General features: G+C 63.7%; 16 protein-coding genes. 10 read left to right on the top strand and 6 right to left on the bottom strand.

Annotated elements, in window-relative coordinates:
- Positions 1-21 precede the first annotated feature (21 nt).
- Together ACO07C_RS11720 and ACO07C_RS11715 are read left to right on the top strand one after the other, a co-directional pair.
- Positions 22-720 carry a type 1 glutamine amidotransferase gene (locus ACO07C_RS11720; protein WP_421914329.1) on the top strand — a complete coding sequence of 233 codons (699 nt, stop codon included), beginning with the start codon at positions 22-24 and terminating at the stop codon, positions 718-720.
- 280 nt (positions 721-1,000) lie between these two features.
- Positions 1,001-1,141: a hypothetical protein gene (locus ACO07C_RS11715; RefSeq protein WP_354462268.1), complete on the top strand. Its 141-nt coding sequence runs from the start codon at positions 1,001-1,003 to the stop codon at positions 1,139-1,141.
- 56 nt (positions 1,142-1,197) lie between these two features.
- On the opposite strand, the gene ACO07C_RS11710 is transcribed toward ACO07C_RS11715, so the two are convergent.
- Genes ACO07C_RS11710 through ACO07C_RS11700 form a run of 3 tightly spaced genes read right to left on the bottom strand, consistent with a single transcriptional unit; the run spans position 1,198 to position 3,962 of the window.
- Positions 1,198-1,965, bottom strand: coding sequence for a metallophosphoesterase (locus ACO07C_RS11710; RefSeq protein WP_421914328.1), 768 nt, complete (start codon positions 1,963-1,965; stop codon positions 1,198-1,200).
- A gap of 38 nt (positions 1,966-2,003) precedes the next feature.
- The gene (locus ACO07C_RS11705) at positions 2,004-3,140 is read right to left on the bottom strand and encodes an alpha-hydroxy acid oxidase (protein WP_421914327.1); all 1,137 of its coding nucleotides are present in this window, start codon (positions 3,138-3,140) and stop codon (positions 2,004-2,006) included.
- An 18-nt stretch (positions 3,141-3,158) separates the two neighbouring features.
- The gene (locus ACO07C_RS11700; protein WP_421914326.1) at positions 3,159-3,962 is read right to left on the bottom strand and encodes a FadR/GntR family transcriptional regulator; all 804 of its coding nucleotides are present in this window, start codon (positions 3,960-3,962) and stop codon (positions 3,159-3,161) included.
- Positions 3,963-4,169: 207 nt separating this feature from the next.
- Between ACO07C_RS11700 and ACO07C_RS11695 the strand changes: the two genes are divergently transcribed.
- The 4 genes from ACO07C_RS11695 (at position 4,170) to glcF (ending at position 9,914) form a co-directional block, all read left to right on the top strand.
- Positions 4,170-5,492, top strand: coding sequence for a DUF3422 family protein (locus ACO07C_RS11695; RefSeq protein ID WP_421914325.1), 1,323 nt, complete (start codon positions 4,170-4,172; stop codon positions 5,490-5,492).
- Positions 5,493-5,651: 159 nt separating this feature from the next.
- A complete protein-coding gene (locus ACO07C_RS11690; RefSeq protein WP_421914324.1) occupies positions 5,652-7,148 on the top strand; it encodes an FAD-linked oxidase C-terminal domain-containing protein in 1,497 nt (498 codons plus the stop codon).
- Positions 7,149-7,372: 224 nt separating this feature from the next.
- Complete coding sequence (locus tag ACO07C_RS11685; RefSeq protein WP_421914323.1) at positions 7,373-8,578, top strand: FAD-binding protein; 1,206 nt, start codon at positions 7,373-7,375, stop codon at positions 8,576-8,578.
- A 10-nt stretch (positions 8,579-8,588) separates the two neighbouring features.
- Positions 8,589-9,914 (top strand): glycolate oxidase subunit GlcF, encoded by a 1,326-nt coding sequence (gene glcF, locus ACO07C_RS11680; protein WP_421914322.1) that lies wholly within the window; start codon positions 8,589-8,591, stop codon positions 9,912-9,914.
- Positions 9,915-9,930: 16 nt separating this feature from the next.
- Here the strand turns inward: glcF and ACO07C_RS11675 are convergent, their stop codons facing one another.
- Together ACO07C_RS11675 and ACO07C_RS11670 are read right to left on the bottom strand one after the other, a co-directional pair.
- Positions 9,931-10,851, bottom strand: coding sequence for a bifunctional 5,10-methylenetetrahydrofolate dehydrogenase/5,10-methenyltetrahydrofolate cyclohydrolase (locus ACO07C_RS11675; RefSeq protein ID WP_421914321.1), 921 nt, complete (start codon positions 10,849-10,851; stop codon positions 9,931-9,933).
- A 268-nt stretch (positions 10,852-11,119) separates the two neighbouring features.
- Positions 11,120-11,872 carry a L,D-transpeptidase gene (locus ACO07C_RS11670; protein WP_421914320.1) on the bottom strand — a complete coding sequence of 251 codons (753 nt, stop codon included), beginning with the start codon at positions 11,870-11,872 and terminating at the stop codon, positions 11,120-11,122.
- A gap of 211 nt (positions 11,873-12,083) precedes the next feature.
- On the opposite strand from ACO07C_RS11670, the gene ACO07C_RS11665 reads away from it, so the two are divergent.
- Positions 12,084-12,728, top strand: a complete 645-nt coding sequence (locus ACO07C_RS11665) for a DNA-3-methyladenine glycosylase I (protein ID WP_421914319.1) — start codon at positions 12,084-12,086, stop codon at positions 12,726-12,728.
- A gap of 31 nt (positions 12,729-12,759) precedes the next feature.
- On the opposite strand, the gene ACO07C_RS11660 is transcribed toward ACO07C_RS11665, so the two are convergent.
- Positions 12,760-13,011, bottom strand: a complete 252-nt coding sequence (locus ACO07C_RS11660) for a hypothetical protein (RefSeq protein ID WP_421914318.1) — start codon at positions 13,009-13,011, stop codon at positions 12,760-12,762.
- Positions 13,012-13,231: 220 nt separating this feature from the next.
- Between ACO07C_RS11660 and hisS the strand changes: the two genes are divergently transcribed.
- The 3 genes from hisS to hisG all read left to right on the top strand — a co-directional run bounded on the left by hisS (position 13,232) and on the right by hisG (position 16,635).
- Entirely contained in the window at positions 13,232-14,731 is a 1,500-nt protein-coding gene (hisS, locus tag ACO07C_RS11655) for a histidine--tRNA ligase (RefSeq protein WP_421914317.1), read from the top strand.
- Positions 14,732-14,815: 84 nt separating this feature from the next.
- Entirely contained in the window at positions 14,816-15,937 is a 1,122-nt protein-coding gene (locus ACO07C_RS11650; RefSeq protein WP_421914316.1) for an ATP phosphoribosyltransferase regulatory subunit, read from the top strand.
- Complete coding sequence (hisG, locus tag ACO07C_RS11645; protein WP_421914315.1) at positions 15,934-16,635, top strand: ATP phosphoribosyltransferase; 702 nt, start codon at positions 15,934-15,936, stop codon at positions 16,633-16,635. Before ACO07C_RS11650 ends, hisG begins: the two co-directional genes overlap by 4 nt.
- The last annotated feature ends 34 nt before the right edge of the window (positions 16,636-16,669 follow it).

The raw sequence follows: 16,669 nt of genomic DNA, 5'->3' as shown, positions 1-16,669 counted from the left end.
TCATGTCAGCAGGGTTTTGCGATGCGGGTGCTGGTGGTCCAGAACTACGACAATACCGGCCTTGGCCAGGTCGGCGCCGCTCTTGCGGAAGCTGGCGCCGACCTTGATGTGCGCCTCCCCTACAAGGGTGATCCCCTGCCGGAAGATGCGGCCGCGCACGATGCCATGGTGGTCCTAGGCGGCGGCCAGAATGCGCTGGCCGATGACGACTACCCCTATTTTCCTGCGTTGCTAGAATTGACCCGCGACTTCGCCGACAAGGACCGCGCGGTGCTCGGTATCTGCCTCGGCAGCCAACTGGTTGCCCGCGCCTTCGGCGGCGAGAACAAGATCGGCGGCGCCAATGAATTCGGCTGGCGCGGTGTGTCGCTGACGCCCAATGCAAAGGCCGACCCCGTGCTCGGCGCGCTTCCTGAAAAATTCCCGATCTTCCAGTGGCATGACGACACGTTCGTGCTGCCTGAAAACGCGGTGAGGCTGGCCGGCAACGATGTCGCCGAGAACCAGGCGTTCCGGGTGGGCCGCGCCGTCTACGGCTTCCAGTTCCACTTCGAGGCCGACCGGCCGATGGTCAAGGACTGGAGCACGTCGTTCGCCCCCGTCATCGCCGCGCGCCATCCCGACTGGGCCGTCAATCTCGACGTGGAGATGGCCCGCAACGGTCCGGACGCGGATGCCGCCGGCCTTGCGATCGCCCGCGCCTGGGTTGCGACGATCTGAGCAACCCGTCGCACCCGGCGGCGTGACATAATTGGCACGCGGCGGTGAATCCGCCGGGGAAAACGTCATTCATACTTGGAGTGTGTCAGCCCGCTGCCCTAGAAGGCACGCGCTCTGCATCGGCTATGCAACCGTGATGAACCTTTTGTGTGACCGCCGCGACACACCGTCGATACAGAACACACATAGAAGCGCAAAATCGTCGAAACTTTGAGGCGTATTTTTCGTTTCAACGCATTGGTAACCGCCTCGTGCACAGATGCAGGAAGCTCAACAAGAGATGACCTCCGTGAAAGCAGCGCTTCTGTCCTTTGCCATGTTGTCCGCGATCGTGATCTGCGGCCTTGGCATCTATGCCGCCGACGCAGCCAACAACCACAACGCCGTCGACGGCTACGGCGTCACCGCCTCGCTTCGCTAGCAAGCGATCTCGAAAGCCGTGATCGGTTTTCGAAAAGATCAAGCGCTGACAGCGCTTTAACCCCGTTTACCGGTCATAGACAGGATACGTTTATCCGCGCCGTCCACGACGAGCGCGGTAAGGTTTCCTGACTGCCAGGCGAGGGTGTCGACATTGACGCGGTTGGCCATCACCTCGGCCTCCGGCACCGGTGTGTGGCCGTGCACCACGATCTTCTGATAAAGACCGGAATGCTCGTGGAAGACGTCGCGGATCCAGATCAGATCCTGCCGGTTCTGGTTTTCCAGCGCGATGCCCGGCCTGATGCCGGCGTGGCAGAAGAAGAAGTCGCCGAACGTCATTGAAAATGGCAGCGACCGCAGGAAGTCGACATGGCTCCGCGGCACGGCCTGGACCAGCGCAGCGTGGCCTCGCTTCAACGTTTCCGCCTTGCCGAACCAACTGGCATCCGTGGTCAACGACACGCCGTAGGATTGCGCCGTCTGCACACCGCCGTAGCGGACGAAGAGCCCTTCGGGATCGGGCGTTCCCAGGAAATCGAGAAAGCCGACGTCGTGATTGCCGGCAAGCATCAGATGGCGGGGGTCGCGCTGCCGCGCGTCGACAAGGAAATCGATGACGCCTTTGGAATCGGGGCCACGGTCGACATAGTCGCCGAGATGAATCACACGCCAATCGCGAGTTGGTTTCCACTCCAGCTCGCTATCGATTCGCCGGTGCATCGCTTCCAGCAGATCCAGCCGGCCGTGCACGTCACCGATGGCATAGAGGCGCACGCCGTCCGGTCCGCGCGCGTCGAGGAAGTGGATGCCGGGGGTCGTCAAGGCCTGCGTCGTCTCCGTGGTCGGACAGTCACCGGACTTTAGCGCCGGAGCTGGTCCTTGCCCATTTCGGTGACCAGGCGCTTTCCGCACAATGCCAGTGTTATGTCCATCTCTTTTCGGATGATTTCCAGAGCCTTTGTAACCCCTTCCTTGCCGAGCGCCCCCAGGCCATAGAGGAAGGGCCGCCCGATATAGGTGCCCTTGGCGCCCAGGCACAGCGCCTTCAACACATCCTGGCCGGAACGGATTCCGCCATCCATATGGACCTCGATCTGGTCGCCAACCGCATCGGCAATCTCTTCCAATGCCATGATGGAAGATGACGCGCCGTCGAGCTGGCGCCCGCCATGGTTGGATACGATGATGGCGTCGGCGCCGGTCCTGGCCGCCATCAACGCGTCTTCCTTGTCGAGAATGCCTTTGAGGATCAGTTTGCCGCCCCAGCGCTCCTTGATCCAGGCGACGTCCTTCCACGACAGGTGCGGGTCGAACTGCTCGGTTGTCCATGACGCCAATGATGCAACATCGCCGACGCCCTTGGCATGGCCGACAATGTTGCGAAAGGTGCGGCGCTGCGTGCCGGCCATGCCCATCCACCAGCGTGGGCGTAAGGCAATATCGGCGATGTTGGCCAGCGTCATCTTGGGCGGCGCCGATAGCCCGTTGCGCACATCCTTGTGGCGCTGGCCAAGAATCTGCAGGTCGAGGGTCAGCACCAGCGCCGAGCATTTCGCGGCCTTCGCCCGGTCGATGAGGTTAAGCACGAAATCCTTGTCGCGCAGCACATAGAGCTGGAACCAGAACGGCTTCGTCGTCGCCGAGGCGACATCCTCGATCGAACAGATGCTCATCGTCGACAGGGTGAAAGGCACGCCGAACGCTTCCGCCGCCTGTGCCGCCAGCATCTCGCCATCGGCGTGTTGCATACCAGTCAACCCGGTCGGAGCCAGTGCCACCGGCATCGCCACCTTCTCGCCGATCATCGTCGATTCCAGCGAGCGGTTGCTCATGTCGACCAGCACTCGCTGGCGGAACTTGATCTTCTGGAAGTCCTCCTCGTTCGCCCGGTACGTGCTCTCGGTCCATGCGCCGGAATCGGCATAGTCGAAGAACATCTTCGGCACGCGCCGCCGCGCGAGGTCCTTGAGGTCTGCGATGGTCAGGATCTGGCTCATGGGCTTCCCGTTTCGAGATTAGGAGCTTTTGCGTGCGGGTTCGATATCGGCGGCGTCGCCGCGCTGCTTGAGCCTGAGCCGCGACACGCGCTGCCAGTCGCCGCTGCGTTCGGCCTCGGCCATCGACCGTTCGACGTAGGTGATATGATCCATCGCGGCCTGGCGGGCGGCGGCGGGATCGCCTGCCTTCACCGCCGCATGGATCGCCCTGTGTTGCGCAAGCAGCGCCTCGCGCGCGCCTGGCACGCTGAACACCAGCAGGCGGTTCTGGAACACGCCCTCCGACAACAGCCGGTAACAGGAGCGCAGCGTGTGCAGGAGGATGATGTTGTGCGCGCATTCGCAGATGGCGTGATGGAATTCGACATCGATTTCGGCTTCATCGTCGAAATCGCCGGTCCGGTCCGCTTCATCCATGCGCGCCATGATGCGATCGAGCAGGGCCAGATCGTCCGCGGTGGCGCGTCGCGCGGCGTATTCCGCCGCCACGCCTTCTATCTCGCGCCGATACTCAAGATAATCGGTCACCGCCTTGCGGTGCATGGAGATCAGGTCGGTCACCGGCTTGGTGAAAAGCTGGCCTATGACATCGGCGACATGCGTCCCGCCGCCGGGTCGAGTCGTCAGCAGCCCGCGCCCCTCGAGCTCTTTCAGCGCGTCGCGCAGGATCGGCCGCGATACATCGAACTGGCGTGCAAGCTCGCGTTCGCCCGGCAACCGGTCGCCGGTGCGCAGCACGCCTTCAAGAATGAGACTCTCGATCTGCTGCACCACCTCGTCGGCGGTGCGCGAATGCTCGATCCTTGAAAAGATGTCGCTCAAAGGGGTGCCTGGGATTGAACCGGTGTCGAGCAGGATAAAGCCTGCGTCGCCAACTGGTCAAATTATTTATCCAATTGGTCGGGACACGTCGCGTTCATCGCGCCAAGCCATACCATCTTCGGCTGAACTTTGCCGTTTGCGTCATCGGGCTATTGGCTCTAGAGGACGCAATTGCAAGAGGCTTCAAAGAAGCTCGGGGGACCAGCCGTGTCAGACGACCTGTCCAATCTCGAATTCCAGCCACGCGCCAAGGGCAGCGTGATGGGTTTTCCGGCGCATGAAGGCCGCCCGGGCGCGCTTGGCGAAGTCCATGCCCGGCCGCATCCGCTCATCGAGAAGCCGCGCGTTCTCATTCAGCTTGCCTTCATGACCGAAGGCGGCTCCGGCGTTGACCATGCCGTGCTTTCCGAACTGTCGCGTCGCCTCGGCATTGCCGCGCCGGATCGCCATGCTCGCCACCATGCGATGAAATGGGGCAAGGGCTCCCTGCGCTGGGAGCGGCACACGGAATTCTCGACCTATCTGTGGGAAGGGCCGCTCTCCGACGGGAGCAGGGCGCAGGAAGACTCGCCGTTCGGCAACGGCTTTTGCCCGCCGGGTACCGTCATTTCCGGCATCAGGCTCGAAATTCGCAAATGGACGCAAGCAAGCGAGGAACTGATTTCCGGCTTCGATCCGACCAGCCTCTGCTACTCGCTGGTCGAGCGCGGCAACGCCGCCATCGTCACCGATTTCCGCCAGGATGGCGACGGCTTGACCCGCATACTGGTGCTCGACCGTGGCCTGACGCCAGCGCGAACGGGCGCGCTGTCGCAACGGCTGATCGACATCGAAACCTACCGGACGCTCGCCATGCTTGGCTTGCCGCTGGCGCTGACCTTGTCTGGCCGCGCGCGGCGCATCGAAGACAGGCTGGCGCAGACGACGCTGGAAATGAAGGCGGCGGAGACTCGTGACAGCCAGACATTGCTGGCCGACCTGACCGAACTTGCCGCGGAACTCGAAGCCGACGCCGCTTCCAGCCTGTACCGTTTCGGCGCCAGCCGCGCCTATGACGGCATCGTTGTCGAGCGTCTCGAAGCGCTGGAGGAAGAGGCCGTGCCCGGCTACGACACATGGGGCGGATTTCTGCAACGCCGCGTGGCGCCGGCCATGCGCACCTGCCGGTCGGTCGAGGAGCGTCAGGCCAATCTGTCGCGCAAGCTCACCCGTGCCACCACGCTGCTGCGCACCTGGGTCGACGTCGAGGTCGAGAAGCAGAACCGCGATCTGCTGGCGTCGATGAACAATCGCGCCCGCCTGCAATTGCGCCTGCAGCAGACCGTCGAAGGCCTCTCGGTCGCTGCCGTTTCTTACTATGTCGTCGGGCTTATCGGGTATGTCGCCAAGGGCGCCTCGATCTTCGGCCATGCCTTTGCTCCGGAAGTGGTAACGGCGGCCTCCGTGCCAGTGGCGATTCTGCTGGTCTGGTGGGGCGTACGCCGTGTCCGCCTGATGCATTCCGAGCCCGGCAAGCATCCGGGCGAATAGCCGTCTTGCAAAAGGGCTGGGCGCGAATCGGGCAGCGGCAGATTGCCGCTGCGGAACCTTGTCCCGGCCTCGAAGCCGGATTCCAGAGCAAAGCAGGATTTGCAACGAACGCGCTTCACTGGTAAAAGATTTTGACCAGTCAAGCGAATGAGGCTGTCGATGTCCGGCCTGGCCATGCCGAAACCTGACGACGCAACGATGCGCCGGCGCGACGAGATCGTCGCCGACATGCGCATCATCGTGCCGGGCGAGGGCGTCGTCGACGCGACCAATCAAATGCGCGCCTTCGAAAGCGACGGGCTCACCGCCTATCGTCAGTTGCCGTTGGTCGTGGTCCTGCCCGAGACCGTGGCGCAGGTCTCGCGTGTGCTCAAATACTGCAACGACCGCAACATCCGCGTCGTGCCGCGCGGTTCCGGCACGTCGCTCTCTGGCGGCGCACTGCCGCTTGAGGACGCTGTGCTGCTGGTCATGAGCCGCTTCAACCGCATTCTCGCGATCGATTTTCCAAACCGCGCCGTCGTCGCCCAGCCGGGCGTCACCAATCTCGGCATCACCACCGCCGTCGAGCAGGAGGGCTTTTATTACGCCCCCGATCCATCCTCCCAGATCGCCTGCTCGATCGGTGGCAACGTCGCTGAAAATTCCGGCGGCGTGCACTGCCTGAAATACGGTCTCACCGCCAACAATGTGCTGGGCGCCGAGATGGTGCTGATGAACGGAGAGGTGGTCCGGCTCGGCGGCAGCCATCTCGACACGGAAGGTTACGACCTGCTTGGCGTGATGACTGGTTCTGAAGGCCTGCTTGGTGTCGTCACCGAGGTGACCGTGCGCATCTTGAAGAAGCCCGAGACGGCACGCGCTCTGCTGATCGGGTTTCCCACCAGCGAACAGGGCGGCCAGTGCGTCGCCGACATTATCGGCGCCGGCATCATCCCCGGCGGCATGGAGATGATGGACCGCCCTGCCATCCACGCCGCCGAGGACTTCGTCCATGCAGGCTATCCCTTGGACGTGGAGGCCCTGCTCATCGTCGAACTCGACGGCCCGGGCGTGGAGGTCGACCATCTCATCACCGCGGTAGAGGCGATCGCCATCCGCAACGGCTCGACCACCTGCCGCATCTCACAGTCGGAACAGGAACGGCTGAGCTTCTGGGCCGGCCGCAAGGCGGCTTTCCCGGCGGTCGGCCGCATCTCGCCCGACTACTACTGCATGGATGGCACCATCCCGCGCAAGGAACTGCCGCGCGTCCTGCACGGCATGCGCGAACTCTCCGAAAAGTATGGTCTCGGCGTCGCCAATGTCTTCCATGCAGGCGACGGCAATCTGCATCCGCTCATTCTCTATGATGCCAACGTGCCCGGCGAACTCGACAAGGCGGAAAGCTTCGGCGCCGACATATTGCGCCTCTGCGTCAAGGTCGGCGGCGTGCTGACCGGCGAGCACGGCGTGGGCGTGGAGAAGCGCGACCTGATGCCGGAAATGTTCAACCAGGTCGACCTCGACCAGCAGATGCGCGTCAAATGCGCTTTCGATCCCAATCATCTGCTCAACCCAGGCAAGGTTTTCCCGCAACTTCGCCGCTGCGCCGAACTTGGGCGTATGCACGTACACCGGGGCCAGGTGGCATTCCCGGACATTCCGAGGTTTTGAGGAGATATGTCGGTGTATGAACACCCCCCTCTGTCCTGCCGGACTTCTCGCCCTCAAGGCGGGAGATCGGCAGCTTCCGCGCCTCGCTCTTTCGCCGCCATTGTAAATTGTCGAATCGATATGCGACCTCCGATCTCCCGCCTTGAGGGCGAGATGTCTGGTAGGACAGCGGGGAGCGCGAAGGATCGCGGATTGCGCGTGTTCGAAAACAGCCCATCCTTACAATGACCACTTTCACCCCAACAACATCAGACGAAGTCCAGTCCGCCGTCGCTTGGGCGGTGGCGGAGGAGTCGCCGCTTGAAATCCTCGGTCATGGCTCCAAGCGCGGCATCGGCCGCCCGCTGCAGACCGAACATACGCTCGACCTGTCGAAACTGTCCGGTGTCACACTTTATGAGCCGGCCGAACTGGTGCTGTCGGCAAAGGCCGGCACGCCGATTGCCGACATCGAGAAGCTGTTGGCTGAAAACGGCCAGCAATTCGCTTTCGAGCCCATGGATTACGGACCGCTGCTCGGCGGCGAGTCGGGAAAAGGCACGATCGGCGGTGTGCTCGGTGCGAACCTGTCGGGTCCACGACGCCTCAAGGCGGGTGCGGCACGCGATCATATTCTGGGCATCAATGTCGTCTCCGGTCGCGGCGAAGCCTTCAAGTCAGGCGGCCGCGTCGTGAAGAACGTCACCGGCTACGACATGTCCAAACTGATGGCCAACAGCTGGGGCACGCTGGCCGCGTTCACCGACCTCACCTTCAAGGTGCTTCCAGCGGCGGAGACCGAAGTGACCCTCTCAATCAGAGGATTGCTTGACGATGCCGCCGCCTCTGCGATGGCATTGGCGCTTGGCTCCAGCGCGGAGGTCTCGAGTGCGGCCCACCTGCCGGAGCGGATCGCGGCGCGTGTCGCCGGCGGTACGCTCGGCAGCGAAGCCGCCACACTGTTGCGTGTCGAGGGTTTCGGCCCTTCCGTCGCCTATCGCATCGCCGCCCTCAAGGCACTGCTCGGCAATGCCGGGCCGCTGGAAGAGATTTCAGGCGAAACGTCAACGGTCATCTGGCGCGACGTGCGCGATTGCAGGCCGTTCGCCGACGGCAGCGAGAAGCCGGTCTGGCGCGTGTCGATGACGCCTTCGCAGGGACACCAGATGGTGTTGACGCTACGCATGCAGGCCGCCGTCAGCGCCTTCTATGACTGGCAGGGCGGACTGGTGTGGTTGCGCATGGAGGAGGGCGATCCGGAAGCCGCTCTGCTGCGGAGCCTCCTGAGAAAACATGGTGGCGGCCATGCGACGCTGGTGCGCGCTGCCCCTGCTCATCGCGCCGCCCTGCCTGTCTTCGAGCCGCAGGCGCCGGCGCTGGCGGCGCTCAGCCAGCGCCTGAAGCAGGAATTCGACCCGAAGAACATCCTCAATCCCGGCCGCATGGCCTAGGACATCAGCGATGCAGACCAACTTTTCGCTTGCCCAGCTTGCCGATCCGCATATCGCGGAGTCCGAAAAGATCCTGCGCAAATGCGTGCATTGCGGCTTCTGCACCGCCACCTGCCCAACCTATGTCACGCTTGGCAACGAGCTGGATTCGCCGCGCGGGCGCATCTACCTGATCAAGGACATGTTGGAAAACGGCCGCCCCGCCGACAAGGAGATCGTCACCCATATCGACCGTTGCCTGTCCTGCCTCGCCTGCATGACCACCTGCCCGTCGGGCGTCAACTACATGCATCTGGTCGACCATGCCCGCGCCCATATCCAGGAGACCTACGAGCGGCCGCTGCTCGACCGGATGACGCGTGCCATGCTGGCTTTCGTATTGCCTTATCCCCAGCGTTTTCGCGCCGCCCTCAAGCTGGCCAAATTGGGAAAACCGTTCATAGGCCTGTTCGAAAAGATCCCGGGGCTGAAGCCGTTCAGCGCGATGCTCAAGCTTGCGCCGGCATCGATCCCCGCCGCGTCGCCAATGGCCTCGCCGGGCATCCACGCCGGGCAGGGGGCGAAAAGGGGTCGCGTTGCCATCCTCACCGGCTGTGCGCAATCGGTGCTTGATCCCGCCATCAACGACACGAGCATCTCGCTGCTGACGCGGCTTGGCGTCGAGGTTGTTGTGCCACAGGGCGAGGGCTGTTGCGGCGCGCTGGTTCATCACATGGGCCGCGAAGAGGCCGCGCTTGCGTCGGCCAGGCAGAATGTCGACGCCTGGACGCGTGCGATCGACAAAGGCGGGCTCGATGCAATCGTCATCACCGCATCCGGCTGCGGCACGACGATCAAGGACTATGGCTTCATGCTGCGGCTGGATCCGGCCTACGCCGATAAGGCCGCACGGGTGTCAGCGCTGGCCAAGGACATCACCGAGTATCTGGCGGGTATCGATCTGCCCGAACCCGTGCGCAAGCCGGGCACCGTCATCGCCTATCACTCCGCCTGCTCGATGCAGCACGGCCAGAAGATCACGCGCCAGCCGAAGGAGCTTCTGGCCAAGGCCGGCTTCGTCGTGCGTGAACCGCGCGAGGGCCATCTGTGCTGCGGTTCGGCCGGCACCTACAACATCCTGCAGCCGGAGATTTCAGCCAGGCTGCGTGATCGCAAGGTGAAGAACATCGAGGCGACCGGTGCGGCAATCGTCGCCACCGGCAACATCGGCTGCATCACGCAGATCGCTTCCGCCGCGAAGATGCCGGTGGTGCACACCATAAAGCTGCTCGACTGGGCCTATGGCGGGCCGAAGCCGGAAGGCGTCGCCGAGAAAGCGCTCGTCGCGGCGGAATAGTCGGTTCTCGCGACGATTACTCGGCCGCGAGCTTGTCCGCCGTACCGTAGGTCGCCTCATAGAGTGCGCGCTGCCGGCTGAGCGCCACCATCGTGTTGCGCAGCAGGATCGACACCGTGATCGGGCCGACGCCGCCCGGCACCGGCGTGATCCAGGACGCGACGTCCTTGACGCTCTCGGTGTCGACGTCGCCGACGATGCGGCTGGTGCCATCGGGACCGATCTCGGAATTGATGCCGATGTCGATGACGGCGGCGCCCGGCTTGACCATGTCGGCCTTGATCAGTCGCGGCTTGCCGACGGCGACGAACAGCGCGTCGGCGCGGCGCGCGTGGGCCGCCACAGATCGCGTCATGTGGTGGCAGACGGTCACTGTCGCGCCCTCGCTCATCAGCAGGAAGGCGATCGGCTTGCCGACGATCTCCGAATGGCCGACGACGACCACCTCCAGCCCCTTGAGATCGAGGCCGGTTTCCTTGAGCAGTTCGACCGATGCGGCCGCCGTGCAAGGCGCGAGGTCGAGCTGGTTGTAGACGATGTTGCCGATGGAGGCCGGATGCATGCCCTCGACATCCTTGAGCGGATGCACCGCCGACTGCAGCGTCCGGACCGGTATATGCGCGGGAACCGGCCGCTGGATGATGATACCGGTGACGCGCGGATCTGCATTCAGGCCATGGATCGCGGCCTCGAGTTCGGCCGCCGTGATGTCGGCGGGAAACCGCCGCTCCTCGAAACCGATGCCGGCGAGCCCGGCCTTGGCGCGCTGGTTGCGCACGTAGACGTCCACAGAGGCGGTGTCGCCGACTGTGATCGACACCAGCTTTGGCGGGAATCCTTCGGCTGTCGCAATCGCGGCGTCCTCGCGAACAGAAGCGATAATACGCTGGGCGACCGGCCCACCTTTCAGGTAGCGGCTGTCATCGGACAGGGACATGGCTGAACCTTTGTACGGAAATGTTGCCGCCCCCATAGCAAAAGAACGGCGGGAAGGGCAGCGTGAAAGCGCACCGCAATGCCCCTGGCGCGACCTTCTGGCGCAGCCTTGCCCAGATGCGGGTTAATTCCGTCGGAAACAGAAAAGGCAGCGCGGCTTGCCGTGCTGCCTTTTCTTGACCGGCCGCATCCCCATACGGCCCGTCCCCCGTTATTCCTTACAATGGTCCGTGGACGTGGTGCCTACCGGACCAAGTGATTCGCCTCAGCTATTGTATCACTTCGACGGTCGTTCCGACATTGACCCTCTCGTAGAGGTCCACAACGTCTTCGTTGCGCATGCGGATGCATCCCGACGACACCGCGCCGCCAATGGTCCAGGGCTGGTTGGTCCCGTGAATGCGGTAGAGCGTCGAGCCGAGATAGAGCGCGCGTGCGCCGAGAGGGTTCTCGATGCCGCCGGCCAGATAGGTCGGCAGATAGCGGCCCTTGGCGGCCTCGCGCGCGATCATCTCCGCCGGCGGGCGCCACTCCGGCCATTCCTTCTTCTGCGAAATCTTGTGCGTGCCGGCCCATTCGAAGCCCGGCTTGCCGGTGCCGACGCCATAACGCCGCGCCTTGCCGTCCTTCTCGACCAGATAGAGGAAATTCTGCGTCGTATCGATGACGATCGTGCCCGGCTTCTGCGAGCCGCTGTAGGCGACTTCCTGCGGCAGGTAGATCGGGTTGATCTGCGGACGCATCACCATGCGCCTGGCCGGCGCCTGCACCGCCGCCGTCTGCACGCGGTCGGGCTGCTGCGGCTGCGCGTAGCGCAGGCGCTGCTGTGGCTGCTGAACCACCTGCCGGTTCTGCCGGACAATGCCCGGTGCGCGGCCAAGCTGCAGCACCCAGGGTGCCGAGAGGTCGGGGCTCACCATCACCGGGGGCCTGTCGGCATAACGATCTTCGGCCTTGGAGGGGGCGGCGCCAGCGGCGAGAATGGTCGCGGCACTGAGCAGGGTAAGCAAGACTGTCTTCATCGGGACGCACCTTGATCGTCGAATATGCCAGGGCGGAACATGCCCTCGGTTTCGCGATCATTGGCGACGAGCAGCAACCGAAACATGAATCGGAATGCGTAAAATGCCGAGATGCCGGTAAACCTTTTGGTGTGGTTACCGCCGGGTGCAGGAATCTGGTAAAGCCAAGGTAAAGCAGCGCAAAAGCGCATTAACGAATGGAATTCTGGCCATGGAACAAGAGAATGCCGGCTTGCTTGCCGGCCCCGACGGGGCCGTGCGCTGCTTCTGGCACGGCAATCTGCCCGATTATCTGCACTACCACGACCATGAATGGGGCAGGCCGGTCGCCGATGACCGCAGGCTGTTCGAAAAGATCTGCCTCGAAGGTTTTCAGTCGGGCTTGTCCTGGCTGACCATCCTGCGCAAGCGGGAGAATTTCCGCGAAGCCTTCGCCAATTTCGAGTTCGATGAGGTCGCCGCCTTCACCGACAAGGATGTCGAGCGCCTCGTCGGCAATGCCGGCATCATCCGCCACCGAGGCAAGATCGTCTCCACCATCAACAACGCTAAGCGCGCCCGCGAAATGGCCGATGAATTCGGCTCGCTGGCCGCGTGGTTCTGGAAGTTCGAGCCCGGCAAGGACGAGCGGCCGCAGATCGTCGATCTCGCCCATCTGCGCGCCAATCCGACCACGGCGGTTTCGGTGCGTATTTCCAAGGAATTGAAGAAGCGTGGATGGAGCTTTGTCGGCCCGACCACGGTCTACGCCTTCATGCAGGCAATGGGACTGGTCAATGATCATCTCGAAGGCTGCGCCTGCCGCGACCAGGTCGAGAAAGATCGCAAGGCGTTCAAGCGACCGAAATTGCTGTGATCGCTACGGCCCCGGGAGCGGCCGGCACATATCAGGTCCCGGCGGCTCCCGACAGGTAAAGTCCGGCGACGATGGCGGCCACGATGGCGAGAGCAGGATAGATCACCAGCAGGCCGGTCACCAGCACATCGCGCATACTGGGGCTGGCGGCTTCATCAGCCGTGGGTTCGAATGGGCCGGCCGGCTGGCTCGCGATCTTGTAAGTGTGAGTGCCGGCGGGGCGCAGATGCGCGTTCACGCCGTAGGCGCCATCGATGGCGTCGAATTTCCGCGCCATGGCCATGGCCCGATCCCCTTGTTTCTGCGGGCTTTATCGGCTGCGATTGTGTCGGCAGAATGCCACGTTCATGGCGGAATTGGTTCATTCGCGCAGTGGTTTGTTGGAGCGAGGCAAAGCGCGCCGCCCGGCCTTGCCGCTCCATGCTGCATCGGTTAGGACACGCGCATAGCGAATATCGCTACATTATAGACCAAAGATCACCACGAAACCGAGCAAACACGCCATGGCCGACAAATCGGAAAAGACGAAAGCGCGACTGCCGCGCGGTTTTGCCGACCGCAGCGCCGAGGATATCCGCGCGGTCGAGAAGATGATGGCCACTATCCGTTCGGTCTATGAACTCTATGGCTTCGAACCGGCCGACCAGCCGCTGATCGAGTACACCGATGCGCTGGGAAAATTCCTGCCCGATCAGGACCGCCCGAACGAGGGCGTGTTCTCGTTCCAGGACGATGACGACCAGTGGCTGTCGCTGCGCTACGACCTGACCGCGCCGACGGCGCGTTTCGTGGCCGAGAATTACGAGCGCTTGCCAAAGCCCTACCGCAGCTATCGCTCCGGCTGGGTGTTCCGCAACGAGAAGCCCGGCCCCGGCCGCTTCCGCCAGTTCATGCAGTTCGACGCCGACACGATCGGCACGCCGGGCGTCGCCGCCGATGCCGAGATGGCCATGATGATGGCCGACGTCATGGAAGCGCTCGGCATCAAGCGCGGCGATTACGTCATCCGCGTCAACAACCGCAAGGTGCTCGACGGCGTGCTGGAGGCGATCGGCCTTGGCGGCGAGGAGAATGCCGGCCGCCGGCTGACGGTACTGCGCGCGATCGACAAGCTGGACAAGCTCGGGCCGGAAGGCGTGAGACTTCTGCTTGGGCCGGGGCGGTGGGATGGCGGCAAGGAAGGCGAGGGTGACTTCGCCAAGGGCGCCGGACTGAACGATCAGCAGGCCGAGGCCGTTCTTCTCGCGACAGCGAGGGAACAGGCCCGCCAGGATTCCGATGTCAGTGCGAACGCGATCTACCAGGAAGGCGTTGGCGAACTCTCGACGATCGAAGCCTTGGTCAGGGCGGCGGGGTACGGCGAAGACCGCATCGCCATGGACCGCTCCGTCGTGCGCGGCCTCGAATACTATACCGGCCCGGTCTTCGAGGCCGAGCTGTTGGCCGAAATCCCCAATGAGGATGGCCAGATCGTACGCTTCGGCTCGGTCGGTGGCGGCGGCCGCTATGATGGCCTGGTCTCGCGCTTCCGCGGCGAGCCGGTGCCGGCGACGGGTTTTTCCATCGGCGTTTCCCGGCTGATGACCGCGCTGAAGAACCTCGGCAAGCTCGACAGCGCCGATGTCATCGCGCCGGTCGTCGTGCTGGTGATGGACAAGGACACGGAAAGCCTCGGCCGCTACCAGAAGATGGTCAGCGAATTGCGCGCCGCCGGCATCCGCTCCGAAATGTATCTCGGCGGCGCCGGAATGAAGGCGCAGCTGAAGTATGCCGACCGTCGCGGCTGTCCGGTCGCGATCATCCAGGGCGGCGACGAACGCGCCAAGGGTGAATTGCAGATCAAGGACCTGATCGAAGGCGCGCGCATGTCGGCGGAGATCACCGACAACGCCGAATGGCGTGCCGCGCGGCCGGCGCAGGTGACTGTGGCGGAAAGCGAACTCGTCGCGGAAGTGAAGAAGATCCTGGCGGCGCAGGCTGAGGAACGGGCGCGTGGCAAGTAGAGGTCGCGTTCCTTCGCGCCTCCTTCTGTCCTGCCGGACATCTGATTTGGGACAAGAGGGGTGTGCATCAGTGAGGTCGGCAAATTGACGTCCCGCTACCCCGCCATATCGACCGACATCTTAAACCTCTTCGCTGCCCGCGACACGCATGCGGTCGAGGTTGCCATCCTGCAGCCGGCCGACCCGTTCCTCGACATGGCCGGCGAGGATTTGCGCCGCCGTATCTTCTTGACCGAAAGCGAGACCGGCCAGACCTTGTGCCTGCGGCCGGAATTCACCATTCCGGTCTGCCTAGACCATATCGCCAGCCAGGCGGGCACGCCGCGCCGCTATTCTTATCTGGGCGAGGTTTTCCGCCAGCGCCGCGAGGGCGGCAACGAATTCTTCCAGGCCGGCATCGAGGATCTGGGCGACCGCGATACAGCGCAGGCCGATGCGCGCTCGGTGGCCGACGCGCATGCCCTGCTTTCGCTGGCACTGCCAGGTCAGTCCCTGAAGATCACCCTTGGCGACCAGACGATCTTCGAGGCGGTTCTGGCGGCACTCGGCCTGCCGCGCGGCTGGCGCATGCGCCTTGCTCGCGCCTTCGGCTCGGCGCCGATGCTGGAAGCCGCCCTGGCTGATCTCGCCAACCCGCCGCGCAACGGTCAGCTTTCCGGCCCGGTCGCGACCCTGGTGCTTGATGGCGATCTGGATGGTCTTGCCCAGCACATCGCTGGCGGCATGGAAGAGGCCGGGCTTTCGGCTTCTGCCGGGCGCTCGCCCACCGACATCGCCCGGCGCTTGATCGAGAAGGCCGAGCTGCGCAGCGTCAGGCTGTCGAACGAGGCGTTCGCGGCACTGAAGGGTTTTCTGTCGATCGACGTGCAACTCGACGGCGCGTCTGGCGCATTGGAAACATTTGCGGCGGGTGCGGGCCTGTCGCTGGGCATGGCTCTGGAGAAATTCGCGGCCCGCGCGAAAGCCATCGAGGCGCTGGGCCTGCCGACGGGAAAAATCCAATACGACGCCGCTTTCGGCCGCCCGCTCGACTATTATACGGGACTTGTCTTCGAAATATCAGCTGAGAATGGCGATCGGCCGCTGGCCGGCGGCGGCCGCTACGACCGGCTGCTGACCTTGCTTGGCGCGAAAACGGCGATCCCCGGCGTCGGCTTTTCGGTCTGGCTCGACCGTATCGAGGCACTGCGGGAGACGGCGCAATGATCACGCTGGCGATCCCATCCAAGGGCCGGCTCAAGGAGCAGGCGCTGGAAGTGCTGGCCAAGGCCGGGCTTGCCGTCAGCATGCCCGGCGACGAACGCAAGTACCACGCCCGCGTCGAAGGCCTGGACAATGTCGAGGTGGCCTTCCTGTCGGCCTCCGAGATTGCCGGCGAAATAGGGCAGGGCGCTGTCGATCTCGGAATCACCGGCGAGGATCTGGTGCGCGAAAATCTCGCCGACTGGGAAGCCCGCGCCGAAATCGTCGCTCGGCTCGGCTTCGGCAGCGCCGATGTCGTCGTCGCCGTGCCCGATATCTGGCTCGACGTCGACACCATGGCGGATCTCGACGATGTCGCGGCGGATTTTCGTCAGCGCCATGGCCGGCGGCTGCGCATCGCCACCAAATACTGGCGGCTGACCCAGCAATTCTTCTCCCAGAAACATGGCATCCAGGTCTATCGCATCGTCGAAAGCCTTGGCGCCACCGAAGGCGCGCCGGCGGCGGGCCTTGCGGATATCATCGTCGACATCACCACCACCGGCTCGACCCTGCGCGCGAACCATCTGAAGGTTCTGGGTGACGGCGTCGTGCTGAAGTCGCAGGCTTGTCTCGTGGCATCCAGGAAAGGTCGCACCGAGGCGGATGATGCCATCCTGCGCGACATAGCCGCAAGGATGAGCGCCCTCCCTCCCTCTTGAGGGGAGGGTGGACAGCCGCCGAAGGCGGATGCAC

Source organism: Mesorhizobium sp. (assembly GCF_965229135.1).
Lineage (GTDB): Bacteria > Pseudomonadota > Alphaproteobacteria > Rhizobiales > Rhizobiaceae > Mesorhizobium.
The sequence above is the reverse complement of the archived record's forward strand: the minus strand, read 5'-3'. Positions and strand labels throughout refer to the sequence as shown.

Coding starts and splice junctions, on each gene's coding strand:
- ACO07C_RS11720 (WP_421914329.1), top strand. CDS start 22: ATGCGGGTGCTGGTGGTCCAGAACTACGACAATACCGGCCTTGGCCAG.
- ACO07C_RS11715 (WP_354462268.1), top strand. CDS start 1,001: ATGACCTCCGTGAAAGCAGCGCTTCTGTCCTTTGCCATGTTGTCCGCG.
- ACO07C_RS11705 (WP_421914327.1), bottom strand. CDS start 3,140: ATGAGCCAGATCCTGACCATCGCAGACCTCAAGGACCTCGCGCGGCGG.
- ACO07C_RS11690 (WP_421914324.1), top strand. CDS start 5,652: ATGTCCGGCCTGGCCATGCCGAAACCTGACGACGCAACGATGCGCCGG.
- ACO07C_RS11685 (WP_421914323.1), top strand. CDS start 7,373: ATGACCACTTTCACCCCAACAACATCAGACGAAGTCCAGTCCGCCGTC.
- glcF (WP_421914322.1), top strand. CDS start 8,589: ATGCAGACCAACTTTTCGCTTGCCCAGCTTGCCGATCCGCATATCGCG.
- ACO07C_RS11675 (WP_421914321.1), bottom strand. CDS start 10,851: ATGTCCCTGTCCGATGACAGCCGCTACCTGAAAGGTGGGCCGGTCGCC.
- ACO07C_RS11670 (WP_421914320.1), bottom strand. CDS start 11,872: ATGAAGACAGTCTTGCTTACCCTGCTCAGTGCCGCGACCATTCTCGCC.
- ACO07C_RS11665 (WP_421914319.1), top strand. CDS start 12,084: ATGGAACAAGAGAATGCCGGCTTGCTTGCCGGCCCCGACGGGGCCGTG.
- ACO07C_RS11660 (WP_421914318.1), bottom strand. CDS start 13,011: ATGGCCATGGCGCGGAAATTCGACGCCATCGATGGCGCCTACGGCGTG.
- hisS (WP_421914317.1), top strand. CDS start 13,232: ATGGCCGACAAATCGGAAAAGACGAAAGCGCGACTGCCGCGCGGTTTT.
- hisG (WP_421914315.1), top strand. CDS start 15,934: ATGATCACGCTGGCGATCCCATCCAAGGGCCGGCTCAAGGAGCAGGCG.